11 protein-coding genes and 1 pseudogene are annotated in these 12,376 nt (G+C 40.8%); 1 reads left to right on the forward strand and 11 read right to left on the reverse strand.

The genetic code is table 11. The annotated features are described in order from the left end of the window. Positions 1–101 precede the first annotated feature (101 nt). From LC040_12985 to LC040_13005, 5 genes and pseudogenes are all read right to left on the reverse strand, one after another. On the reverse strand, positions 102–578 hold the full coding sequence (locus tag LC040_12985) for a MaoC/PaaZ C-terminal domain-containing protein (GenBank protein WLR50187.1): 477 nt from the start codon (positions 576–578) through the stop codon (positions 102–104). Positions 579–670: 92 nt separating this feature from the next. Continuing rightward, positions 671–1,609: a malate dehydrogenase gene (mdh, locus tag LC040_12990; protein ID WLR50188.1), complete on the reverse strand. Its 939-nt coding sequence runs from the start codon at positions 1,607–1,609 to the stop codon at positions 671–673. A 100-nt stretch (positions 1,610–1,709) separates the two neighbouring features. Then, a complete protein-coding gene (gene icd / locus LC040_12995; GenBank protein WLR50189.1) occupies positions 1,710–2,981 on the reverse strand; it encodes an NADP-dependent isocitrate dehydrogenase in 1,272 nt (423 codons plus the stop codon). 109 nt (positions 2,982–3,090) lie between these two features. After that, positions 3,091–4,207: pseudogene (gene citZ, locus LC040_13000) on the reverse strand (citrate synthase). 186 nt (positions 4,208–4,393) lie between these two features. After that, positions 4,394–4,858, reverse strand: a complete 465-nt coding sequence (locus LC040_13005; GenBank protein WLR50190.1) for a DUF441 domain-containing protein — start codon at positions 4,856–4,858, stop codon at positions 4,394–4,396. A 185-nt stretch (positions 4,859–5,043) separates the two neighbouring features. On the opposite strand from LC040_13005, the gene ytvI reads away from it, so the two are divergent. Then, entirely contained in the window at positions 5,044–6,162 is a 1,119-nt protein-coding gene (ytvI, locus tag LC040_13010; GenBank protein WLR50191.1) for a sporulation integral membrane protein YtvI, read from the forward strand. A gap of 28 nt (positions 6,163–6,190) precedes the next feature. Here ytvI and LC040_13015 read toward each other — a convergent pair whose 3' ends face one another. The 6 genes from LC040_13015 to LC040_13040 form a co-directional block, all read right to left on the reverse strand. Continuing rightward, on the reverse strand, positions 6,191–6,583 hold the full coding sequence (locus LC040_13015; GenBank protein WLR50192.1) for an FxsA family protein: 393 nt from the start codon (positions 6,581–6,583) through the stop codon (positions 6,191–6,193). A 126-nt stretch (positions 6,584–6,709) separates the two neighbouring features. Next, positions 6,710–8,461 (reverse strand): pyruvate kinase, encoded by a 1,752-nt coding sequence (gene pyk / locus LC040_13020; protein WLR50193.1) that lies wholly within the window; start codon positions 8,459–8,461, stop codon positions 6,710–6,712. 68 nt (positions 8,462–8,529) lie between these two features. Then, positions 8,530–9,489 carry a 6-phosphofructokinase gene (gene pfkA, locus LC040_13025; protein ID WLR50194.1) on the reverse strand — a complete coding sequence of 320 codons (960 nt, stop codon included), beginning with the start codon at positions 9,487–9,489 and terminating at the stop codon, positions 8,530–8,532. Between the two features lie 291 nt (positions 9,490–9,780). After that, the gene (gene accA, locus LC040_13030; GenBank protein WLR50195.1) at positions 9,781–10,743 is read right to left on the reverse strand and encodes an acetyl-CoA carboxylase carboxyl transferase subunit alpha; all 963 of its coding nucleotides are present in this window, start codon (positions 10,741–10,743) and stop codon (positions 9,781–9,783) included. After that, positions 10,743–11,600: an acetyl-CoA carboxylase, carboxyltransferase subunit beta gene (gene accD, locus LC040_13035; GenBank protein WLR50196.1), complete on the reverse strand. Its 858-nt coding sequence runs from the start codon at positions 11,598–11,600 to the stop codon at positions 10,743–10,745. The genes accA and accD overlap by 1 nt, the downstream gene beginning before the upstream one ends. A gap of 106 nt (positions 11,601–11,706) precedes the next feature. Continuing rightward, on the reverse strand, positions 11,707–12,321 hold the full coding sequence (locus LC040_13040; GenBank protein WLR50197.1) for a GntR family transcriptional regulator: 615 nt from the start codon (positions 12,319–12,321) through the stop codon (positions 11,707–11,709). Positions 12,322–12,376: the final 55 nt, after the last annotated feature.

Consider the following 12,376-nt stretch of genomic DNA (forward strand, 5'->3'; position numbering starts at 1 on the left):
TGTAGTTTTACAATATATTTACTAACTAAAAAAAGGCACCCTAAACGGATACCTTTTGTAAAACGCTTTTTAATTTTCTGGATTTTTTAGCCATAAAAAAACTAAAAATTATCAAGCATTCGACCTGTGATTGGTTCAAATGGATATGGTGGGCATACATCAATTGTACCTTCTACAACAACTTCACCGCTTTCGCTTGTTGCAGAAACACCAATGATAACGATGTGTTCATCTGTTAAGACTTCGCGTACTTCAAACTCATAATTGATATTTTCATAATGGTATGCGGGATGTGGAAATGAAAACTGCTGTGCTTTTATCATGCTTCCTGGGCCAGGAAGATATTTTGTTACAGCAGATGTAATGATACCTGTAAGCATAATAGGAGGCACAATTGGCTGCTTCTGTGGTGTTCTTGAAGCGTAATCATGCTGAATATAAAGTGGGTTTGCGTCATCTGTTAAGCCAAGATATAACAGCAAATCCTTGTCTTCAATCTTTTCGGTGATGACGAGTCTTTCCCCTGTGGAAATTTCATCAATCTTACGACCTTGTGTCTTTCTTCGTTTCATAAGCATTTCAAAAAACCTCCCCATCTATTGAAACCGCTTTCAAATTCATTTTATCGAAAACAGGGTAGAAAATCCACCCTGTTTTCGATAAAACAAAACTATTCCAAAACTTTCATTACATTTTTAACTGATTCAACAGACTTCGCTAATTGTGCTTTTTCGTCGTCTGAAAGATCAAGCTCGATGATTTCTTCAATGCCATTCCCACCAAGAATTGTAGGTACGCCTAAGTAGATACCTTCATGTCCGTACTCACCTTCAAGGTAAGCAATTGCAGGTAAAACACGGCGCTGGTCCTTCAGGATTGCTTCAGCCATTTGAACAAGTGAAGCAGCTGGTGCATAATATGCACTACCATTACCAAGCAAACCTACGATTTCACCGCCACCCTTACGAGTACGTTCAACAATGGCATCAAGACGCTCTTGAGGAATCAGCTTTTCTAGCGGAATACCACCAGCATAAGAGTAACGTACTAATGGCACCATATCATCGCCGTGTCCACCAAGTACGAAACCTGTTACATCTTTAACAGATAGATTAAGCTCTTGAGCGACAAAGGTACGGAAACGCGCTGTATCAAGTACACCAGATTGACCGATAACACGGTTTTTCGGGAAGCCTGACTCTTTAAAGACAGAGTATGTCATCGCATCAACAGGGTTTGTTAATACAATGATATAACAATTTGGAGAGTACTTAACGATTTCTTTTGTAACAGTGCGCATGATTTTTGCATTTGTGTTTACAAGATCATCACGGCTCATACCAGGCTTACGTGCAATACCAGCTGTAATAATGACAATGTCAGATTCAGCAGTATCAGCGTAATCTGATGTACCAACTACATTGGCATCGAACCCTTGAACAGGACTTGCTTCAAGCATATCTAATGCTTTCCCTTTCGTTGGGTCTTCCATATCTGGAATATCAACTAATATAACGTCACCCAGTTCTTTTTCTGCAGCCATTAATGCAGTAGTTGCGCCTGTAAAACCGCCACCAATTACTGAAATTTTTCTGCGCTTAATTTTCATTTCCCAATGCCCCCCTATTCATTTCATTGTGCTTAGTTGTAATTATTTAGAGCCGCACATGTAGAATGACGGCTCTAAATATTACTTATTCAAGCATGAATTACTTCATGTTATTAATTAAAGCATCACCGAACTCAGAGCATTTCACTTCTGTTGCACCTTCCATTAGACGTGCGAAATCATAAGTAACAACCTTGCTACCGATTGTTTCTTCCATCGCATCAGTTACCAATTTCGCAGCTTCAAACCAGCCAAGGTGTTCAAGCATAAGTACACCTGACAGGATTACAGAAGATGGGTTTACTTTATCAAGACCGGCATACTTAGGAGCTGTACCATGAGTTGCTTCAAAGATTGCATGTCCTGTTTCGTAGTTAATATTTGCACCAGGAGCGATTCCGATACCACCAACTTGTGCAGCAAGAGCATCAGAAATATAATCACCGTTCAAGTTCATTGTTGCTACAACATCAAACTCGCGTGGACGAGTAAGGATTTGTTGTAGGAAGATATCAGCAATTGAATCTTTCACAATGATTTTTCCAGCTTCAACAGCTGCATCTTGTGCTTTGTTCGCTGCATCTTTACCTTCTGCTTCCACAATGCGATCATACTCAGCCCATGTGAATACTTTGTCACCAAACTCTTGTTCAGCAACATCATAACCCCAGTTTTTAAATGAGCCTTCTGTGAATTTCATGATATTACCTTTGTGCACAAGTGTAACGCTCTTACGGTTGTTATCAAGTGCATACTGAATTGAAGAGCGAACTAGACGCTTTGTACCTTCTTCTGAAATAGGTTTGATACCGATACCAGAAGTTTCTGGGAAACGGATGTTTTTAACGCCCATTTCATCACGAAGGAAATTAATGACTTTCTTCACATCGTCAGAGCCTTCTTGGTACTCGATACCTGCATAGATATCTTCTGTGTTTTCACGGAAGATGATCATGTCAACATCTTCAGGACGCTTAACAGGTGATGGTACTTTGTTGAAGTGGCGAACTGGACGCACACATGCAAATAAGTCCAATTCTTGACGAAGCGCAACGTTCAATGAACGAATTCCGCCGCCGATTGGTGTTGTTAAAGGACCTTTAATTGCAATTATGTACTCACGAATTACATCCAACGTTTCTGCAGGAAGCCATTCACCAGTTTGTTTGTACGCTTTCTCACCAGCTAGAACTTCTTTCCAAACGATTTTCTTTTCGCCATTATAAGCTTTATCTACTGCTGCCTCAATTACGCGAGAAGCTGCTGCCCAAATGTCCGGGCCAATGCCGTCTCCTTCAATGTAAGGAATAATAGTGTGGTTCGGTACATTCATTGATCCATTGTTAACTGTAATGCGTTCTCCTTGTGTCAATCTAATTACCTCCTAAAAAATCATCGTATCTTTTCTCTCTCTATTTTTATTATTAAGGTTATGAAAGAAACAGGCAAGGAGTTTTTCTCCTTGCTGCTTTTAACAATTATTAACGTTGCTCAAGTGGTACGTACTGCTGAATTTGCGGGCCCAGTATATTCCGCACGAGGGCGAATTAAGCGGTTGTTTGAATATTGCTCAAGAATGTGAGCTAACCAACCTGATACACGGCTAACCGCAAAGATAGGTGTGAATAAGTCATGATCAATGCCTAAGCTATGATAGACAGATGCTGAATAGAAGTCAACATTTGGTGGAAGGCCTTTTTCAGATGTCACGATTTCTTCCATCTTACGAGACATTTCATACCACTTAGCTTCTCCAGCAATACCAGTCAGTTCTTTAGACATTTTTCGCAGGTGCTTCGCACGTGGATCGCCTTCACGATATACACGGTGACCAAAGCCCATAATCTTTTCCTTATTCTCGAAAGCACGTTGCACATAGCCTTCAACTTTTTCTACTTCGCCGATTTCAGTAAGCATCTTCATTACGCGCTCGTTCGCGCCACCATGAAGAGGACCTTTAAGCGCACTAATAGCCGCTGTAACACCAGAGTATACATCGGAAAGTGTCGCTACACAGACACGTGCTGTAAACGTTGATGCATTTAACTCATGATCAGCGTGCAATACTAGCGCCTTATTAATTGCTTCTTCTGAAATGTCTTTTGGAACTTCACCGTTTAACATGTACAAGAAATTTGCTGCCATTGTTAAATCTGTACGAGGTGCAATTGGTTCTTGTCCTTTACGGATACGTGAAAATGCAGCGACGATTGTCGGCATCTTCGCTTGAAGACGAATCGCTTTACGATAGTTTGCCTCTTCATCCATTACATCTGCTTCACTGTCAAATAAGCCAAGCATTGAAACGGCTGTGCGAAGCGCTGCCATTGGATGAACCGTACTTAAATCATAAGATTTTAAGTGCGCAACTATTTCTTCAGGAATTGTTGCTTCCTCAGCTAGTTGGTTCTTAAGCGTTTCCAACTCATCTTTGTTTGGAAGTTTTCCGTGCCACAATAAATGAATTACCTCTTCAAAGCTTGCATTCTCTGCTAAATCATCGATATTATAACCAACATAAGTTAATTGGTCATCAATGATAGAACTAATTGATGATTGTGTTGCTACTACCCCTTCTAGACCACGTGTAGTTGTCATTTGACCCCACTCCTTTTTCAAAAAAATTCCCCTACCCAACTGTTCAGTCGTCAAAATAAGAAAATGCTTTCATTTCTCATAGTGAGAAAAATATGTAGGAAGGATTGGTGGAAACCTATGTACATTATAAACAATTATCAGACTTTTGTGAATGAAAAGTGTTCAATTAATTTTCATAAATATTTCTTATGACCCAAATAATTGCACGACTCTCATTGCTAGATAGGCAATACCAGCCCCAATTAATGGACCTACGGCGACACCATTAAATAAAGCAACGGCTAAAATGGTTCCGACTACAAGCGCTGCTGTTATATGCGGATCAGTTGTTAATAAGTGAATACCACTTTTAGCAATAAGTGCAACTGCCACCCCCGACAGAAGCGCGATCCATGCTGTATATGAGCGCAAAGCTTCCGTTAATTGCCTAAAACCAATTTCTCCTGTTGCAATTGGTGCTAAGACCCCGATTGTAATAACTGTCACACCCCAGCTGATGCCTTTTTGCTGAAGATAGGGGAAAATCTTCTCTCCTAAGCCGGTCATCTTGACAGCTAACAGGAAAAGCACCGCAATATTAAGTGATTGGTTCTTGGCAACAATACCAATCCCTAATAAAACGAGTAAAAAAACCGTTGCTTGTGAAAACAAGGTGATGTCATCCTTCCCTTTATGCGCTACCACAATTTATACTATCATACACATCCATCTTCTCCAAAAAAATGTTTTTGAAGCTTCGTATATTCAGAAAAAATAATTCTCTTTTGAAACATTGAAACTTAGGGAAAGATGGTAGCGTATATAATAGAGTGAAACAGGGAAAGGAGTGAAACTTTTTGAATACGACGCTTTGGCAGCGTATCTTACGTTTTATATTCGTCTTGGCGTGTATTATTATTGGTGGTTATGTGGCTTTTCAAATTTCGACCGTTACATATCCTTTTATTATTGCCTTAATCATCGCCTATCTCATTAACCCGATCGTTAATTTACTAGAGCAACGGTCAAAGATTCCAAGAGCGCTTAGTGTATTTATCGCACTATTATTTGTTTTTGCAGCGCTAGGAGGATTGCTTACATTAATTGTTGTAGAGGTTATCTCAGGGACGAAATATTTGGCTGATGTTGTACCAGGCCAGTTCGAAACACTTGTTATTTATTTCGAAGATTTCCTTACTGACCAAGTGATCCCGACATATAACCAAATAATCGGTATTTTTAATACGCTTGAGACAGGTCAACAAACAACAATTATTGAGAACGTTAAAAATCTTGGTACAAAGTTTGCTCAAAACGTTAGTGGGTGGCTAGAAAACCTGCTAAGGAGTATTCCTGATTTGTTCACCTGGCTTCCAAACGCTGTCACTGTACTTGTTTTTTCACTACTTGCGACATTCTTTATTAGCAAGGATTGGTACAAACTTGGTGCACTATTACGAAAGATTTTACCTTCAAAAGTTAAAACAAGTGGTAGAACAGTATTTACTGACTTACAGAAAGCTTTATTTGGATTCATACGAGCGCAATTCACCTTAATTTCGATTACAGCTCTAATCGTCATTGTCGGACTTCTGATTCTTCGCGTAGACCACGGCATTACTATTGGACTTATCATCGGACTTGTTGATTTGCTTCCATACTTAGGAACAGGACTTGTATTCGTCCCATGGGTCATTTACGCCTTGTTTTCCGGCAATACAGGCTTAGCGATTGGATTGGGTGTACTATACATCATTGTAGTTGTCCAACGGCAAGTGATGGAGCCGAAAATTTTATCCTCAAGCATCGGGCTTGATCCATTAGCTACACTCGTTGCATTGTTTGTCGGCTTTAAGCTTTTCGGCTTTCTCGGCTTAATCATCGGCCCTGTTACACTTGTCATCCTGAAAACTCTTCACGAAGCAGGTGTTATTAAAGACCTTTGGCTTTTTATTCTGAACAAACGAGAAGTATAAAAAAACCGGTTGCTATTGCAGCCGGTTTTTAAAATCGTTTTATCATCGTTATTTGACCGTTATCAATCATTCGCTTGACAATTTTGCGGAGACCGACTTTCGCAATCCCCCGTGTCGCTGGGATTAGGAGAAAGAACCCAAGTGCATCTGTAATAAAGCCTGGCGTTAACAAAACAACCCCGCCAACTAATACACAAATTCCATCAAAGACCGCCTCACCTGGAAGCTCTCCTCGCTGCATTTGCAATTGTGCAAGACGTAAAATTTCCAAGCCTTCCTTCTTCGCCAACCATGCCCCAATTACACCAGTTAATATAATTAACAAAATTGTCGGCCAAGCACCAAGTGTATTACCGGAAAAGATTAATAAACCGATTTCTAAAGCAGGTACAATGATTAGAAATGGCAGAATATATCGCAAGTTACTCACACCTTTCAGAGAAAACAACCTCTTATAGACAAGTATAACGATTTACCTAAAAAACATCCACGATCGTCTTCTCTCTATACAAAAAAGAGAAGGAGCGCAACCCTTCTCTTTTCTTACTTACAAGACATTCATTTGGCCATTGTAAATATCTCCACGTACAGCATCCACTGTTACTTCTTGTCCATCTTTAAATGCTGTCACTGCGTTACCAACGCCTACAATGACAGGAATACCTAAGTTCAAGCCTACCACTGCAGCATGACTTGTAAGTCCGCCTTCTTCTGTAATAATAGCTGAGGCTTTCTCTAATGCTTTCATCATGTCACGGTCTGTTCCATATGTGACAAGCACACAGCCTTCTTCCGCTTTATCGAGCGCTTCTTGTGTATTTTTTGCAATCACAACTTTACCAGTTGCTGACTTTCTGCCAATTCCTTGACCGCGGCCAATGCTATCACCGACAACATGGACTTTCATCAAGTTTGTCGTTCCTGACTCACCAACAGGTACACCTGCTGTAATAACGACTAGGTCCCCATTATTCACAACACCTGAATGAAGACCTTCTTGAACCGCGATTTCAAGCATTTCATCTGTAGAGCTTGATTGCTGACCGAGCTGCGGGGTGACGCCCCAGACAAGTGCTAGTTTGCGTGTCACATGCTCATTAGAAGTAACAGCAACAATCGGAGCTTTCGGACGATATTTGGAAATCATCCGAGCTGTATAGCCGCTTTCTGTTGGCGTTACAATCGCTGATACATTTAAGTTCAGTGCAGTATGGGCAACTGACTGGCTGATTGCTTCTGTAATTGTTTTGCCGATTTCACGACTTCTGCCTGCTAATATTTCATGGTACGCAAGAGCTGTTTCAGCTTTGGAAGCAATATTTCTCATCGTCTGTACAGCTTCTACGGGATAATTTCCAGCAGCCGTTTCACCAGAAAGCATAATCGCATCTGTTCCATCAAAAATCGCATTTGCTACGTCACTTGCTTCCGCACGAGTTGGACGCGGGTTACGCTGCATGGAATCCAGCATTTGCGTTGCTGTAATAACAGGCTTTCCAAGCATATTACATTGACGAATAAGCTCTTTCTGTACAAGCGGTACTTCCTCCGCTGGAATTTCCACGCCTAGGTCACCGCGGGCAACCATTAAGCCGTCAGACACTTCAAGAATACCTTCAATATTGTCCACACCTTCACGATTCTCAATCTTAGGGACAATATGAATGTTTGCATTATGCTTTTCTAATAGTTCACGGATTTCTAACACATCAGAAGGACGCCTTACAAACGAAGCAGCAATAAAGTCGACACCTTGTTCGATTCCGAATTTGATATCTTCTGCATCCTTATCTGTAATACCCGGTAGGTTTACACTTACATTCGGAACATTGACACCCTTTTTATTTTTTAACACACCTGTGTTCATTACGTTTGCAATAATTTCATTGCCTTCTGTCCCTGTTACTTCAAGCTCAATTAAGCCGTCGTCTAGCAAAATTTTTGAACCTTGGTGTACATCATTAATTAAGCCTTCATATGTGACAGAAATACGCTCTTTCGTGCCAAGCACTTCTTCCATTGAAACACGGATTTCTGAGCCTGCTTCAAGCTGAATTTCGCCATCCTTCATATTATGCGTACGAATTTCAGGCCCTTTCGTATCAAGCAAGATTGCAATTGTTTTATTTAGGCTTTCAGCTGCTTCACGAATCGTTTTAATTCGAGCTGCATGTTCTACATGATTGCCGTGTGAAAAGTTTAACCGAGCAACGTTCATACCTGCGTTCATCAACTTTGTTAAAGTTTCAATGTTTTCACTGGCAGGTCCAATTGTACAAACAATTTTCGTCTTTCGCATGGATGTTTTTCCTCCCAAATGTTAAATCCTTATTCCGATACACTTATCTTGTGATAAATGGATCGGTTTTAAATGGATAATTCACTAGATAGCTTGTAAATTTTATCATCAATGAGATGCTTTTGTGAAAGAGCATCAAGAATGTCATGGTCAACTAATTCATTGTTCTGAATGCCAACTACACGGCCAGCACTTCCAGCGATTAATAACTCAACAGCTTTTGCGCCAAGGCGGCTTGCAAGCATGCGGTCCACAGCTGTAGGTGAGCCACCGCGTTGAATATAACCAAGTACACTTACACGTGTTTCGAAGTTTGTGCGCTTCTGAATTTCTTTCCCGAATTCTACGCCACTTCCAACGCCTTCCGCAACAATGATAATACTATGCTTCTTCCCACGAGCATAAGCATTATTTAACCGTTCAATAATATCGTCCATCTCATAATTCATTTCGGGAATAAGAATGGATTCTGCGCCACCAGCAAGGCCTGCCCAAAGAGCAATATCCCCTGCATTTCGGCCCATTGTTTCGATAACATATGTACGTTCATGAGATGTTGCTGTGTCGCGAATTTTATCGACAGCATCAAGAACTGTATTCAACGCTGTATCAAAACCGATTGTAAAGTCTGTCCCTGGGATATCATTATCAATGGTGCCTGGAACCCCGATACAAGGATAGCCTTGCTCTGTTAATTTCTTAGCACCTTGGAACGAACCATCACCGCCAATGACAACTAAGCCATCGATGCCGTGCTTTTTCAACTGCTCAATTCCCTTTTGCTGACCTTCATAAGTCTTGAACTCTTCACAGCGAGCTGAATAAAGCATTGTGCCGCCTCGATGAATAATATCCCCAACAGAACCTACTTCGAGCTTCTGGATATCTCCATTAATTAAACCAGCATACCCATGATAAATGCCATACACTTCAAGCCCGTGAAAGATCGCTTTCCTTACAACGGCGCGTACTGCGGCATTCATACCTGGTGCATCTCCACCACTCGTTAATACACCGATTCTTCTCATTCAGAACACCTCATTTATTTAAAATTATCATCTTCAACTTCTTCAAGATCTTTTCCTTCTTCAAAGTAAGTATAAACACACATCTCACCTTGTATTAATTTGTGAGGATACCAATGGAAATCCCCTTCTAAATATAGCCAAAAGTCAACTATTAAAACAAATAAATTTATAGATATGGTTTAAAAATAACATGAAGAATCACGGAAAACAATACGAAAGTCTGACCTCTTACAACAAAGAACGTGCCCTTCACAACAGTGTTCCGGAGCACGTTCTAGGTATAATCAATGGTTAAACGTTTTCAAAGCTATACTTTCCGATTGCTTTATATTTTTCGTAACGATGTTCAATAAGCTGTGCTGGCTCTTTGTCAATCAACTCATTAAACGAACGCTCAAGAACTTCATCAATTTGATTTGCCTGCTGTTCCACGTCCTTATGAGCACCACCTTGGATTTCAGGGATGATCTCATCAACAACGCCAAGCTCTTTCAAATCAGGGGCAGTAATTTTCATCGTTTCCGCTGCCCGCTGTGCTTGGGTTGAGTCTTTCCATAATAAAGCAGCTGCACCTTCTGGAGAAATAACGGAATATGTAGAGTTTTCCAACATAAGAATATGATTGGACACACCAAGCCCAAGGGCTCCGCCGCTTCCTCCTTCTCCAATTACAATCGAAATAACAGGTACTTTTAACCCTGCCATTTCAAATAAATTTTTGGCAATCGCTTCACTTTGACCGCGCTCTTCTGCCGCTTTACCAGGGTAAGCGCCTTTTGTATCAATAAACGTAATAATCGGACGGTTGAACTTTTCCGCCTGCTTCATTAAGCGGAGCGCTTTTCGATAACCTTCTGGATGAGGCATACCGAAATTACGGCGAATATTTTCTTTCGTATCTTTCCCGCGCTGATGCCCAATAACTGTCACAGGCATATCTTTATACTTTGCAATCCCGCCGACAATCGCTTCATCATCTCCGTAATACCTGTCACCGTGACATTCGAGGAAGCACGTAAATAAACGTTCTACATAATCAAGCGTTGTAGGTCGAGCGCCATGACGAGCAATTTGTACACGATTCCATGGTTGTAGGTTTCCGTATATTTCATTCTCAAGTCGTTCAAGACGTTCTTCTAGCTTGACGATCTCATCTGTTAAATCGATATTTTTTTCTGCCGTAAACTTCTTTAGTTCTGTAATTTTATCTCGAAGCTCAACAACCGGGCGTTCAAAGTCTAACGGAGCATTCATTATTTCTTCCCTCCCGTCTGATGAATATCTAGTACTGTCGCAAGTGTTTCTCTCATTTCAGGTCTCGGAATAACACGATCAAGCTGGCCATGTTTCATCAAAAATTCTGCCGTTTGAAAGTCTTCTGGTAGCTTCTCACGAATTGTCTGCTCGATAATTCTGCGCCCAGCAAAACCAATCAATGCTTTCGGTTCAGCAAAGTTATAATCACCAAGTGAGGCGAAACTCGCTGAAACCCCGCCAGTTGTTGGGTGGGTCATAACAGAGATAATCAACCCGCCATGGTCACTAAGCTTCTTCAATGCAACACTTGTCTTCGCCATTTGCATTAAGCTTAAGACACCTTCCTGCATTCTTGCCCCACCAGAGGCTGTAAAGATTATAAACGGCAGCTGTGCTTCAATTGCTTGTTCAATAGCCCGAGTAATCTTCTCACCGACAACCGAGCCCATGCTACCCATCCGAAAACGAGCATCCATAATCGCAATCACTGTTCCAAGTCCATTTATTTCTCCTTTTCCCGTCACAACTGCTTCATTCAAATCTGCCTTCTTCATATCTTTCAGAAGTTTTTCTTCATAATCAGGGAAATCTAGTGGGTTTTCTGAGATCATGTCTGCATCAAATTCTTCAAACGTGCCTTCATCAAACAGACTGTTAATTCTCTCATATGCAGTCATCGGATGATGGTGCCCACATTGTGGACAAACCATTAAATATTTCTTCATTTCTTTCGTATATAGAATCGTTTTACACTCCGGACATTTCGTCATTATTCCTTCCGGGACATTTTGTTTTGCTTCCTCTGAAGGAACCGAAGCATATTTTTTCTTTTTGCTAAATAAATCTTTTAACAAGGGTATAACCTCCTCAATGCTCTGCATCACTTGCTTCTATTGTACACAGCAGGACTTGCTTATTTTGTAGAAGGTTGTCAAGCACTGTTCGACAAGTGGATACTTTTCAACTTTTCTCGTCATCGAGAAGTGTGTAGTAAATCTGTTCGTAATGCCGAAACGGCAATGGAGAAGCAGAATCACACACTGTTTGATAATAGTTGTTTAACATCATCCAAATTCGAAGCAACAGATGGTTTTTCGATGCTTGAACAATCAGCTTGTACAGTTTCTCATGATGTGTCATATGTATGGTGCCTGTGCGTTCATAGTAATCCCTTAGTTCATGAAATACTTCGCTTACTTGATTCTGTTCTTCTTCATTAATTCTTACACGTGCAAGGTTTAATGCCTGTAATTCAATCAGTTCAGTTGTTTCTCGCAAATCATCCTTTGCATGCTTTGCCTGCAGGACAAACGCAGCGATAACTTGGATTAACTCATGTTTTTCGGCATCCTTGATAAAAGTTCCTTCTCCCCGACGTGTTTCAATTAAGCCAACAAGTTCTAGGGCCCTTAATGCTTCACGCACAGATGAGCGAGCAACCTGCAATCGCTCTGCTAATTCACGTTCAGAAGGGAGCTTATCACCTTGGTTCAGCCCATCTTCTTCAATAATCATCCGTAGCTGTTGTAATATTTCAATATAGACTTTCTGTTTGATTGTCACCGTTCTTTTCATCCCCCACTTTCTCTTCTGGTGGGCTCATCAAATTTTTACGGTATGGGAAAGGAGC

The organism is Bacillus tianshenii (genome assembly GCA_020524525.2).
Classification (GTDB): Bacteria; Bacillota; Bacilli; order Bacillales; family Bacillaceae_N; genus Bacillus_AV.

Excerpts from the sequence above, each read along its gene's own strand:
- LC040_12985 (WLR50187.1), bottom strand. The coding sequence starts at position 578 with ATGCTTATGAAACGAAGAAAGACACAAGGTCGTAAGATTGATGAAATT.
- mdh (WLR50188.1), bottom strand. The coding sequence starts at position 1,609 with ATGAAAATTAAGCGCAGAAAAATTTCAGTAATTGGTGGCGGTTTTACA.
- pyk (WLR50193.1), bottom strand. The coding sequence starts at position 8,461 with ATGCGAAAGACGAAAATTGTTTGTACAATTGGACCTGCCAGTGAAAAC.
- pfkA (WLR50194.1), bottom strand. The coding sequence starts at position 9,489 with ATGAGAAGAATCGGTGTATTAACGAGTGGTGGAGATGCACCAGGTATG.
- accA (WLR50195.1), bottom strand. The coding sequence starts at position 10,743 with ATGAATGCTCCGTTAGACTTTGAACGCCCGGTTGTTGAGCTTCGAGAT.
- LC040_13040 (WLR50197.1), bottom strand. The coding sequence starts at position 12,321 with ATGAAAAGAACGGTGACAATCAAACAGAAAGTCTATATTGAAATATTA.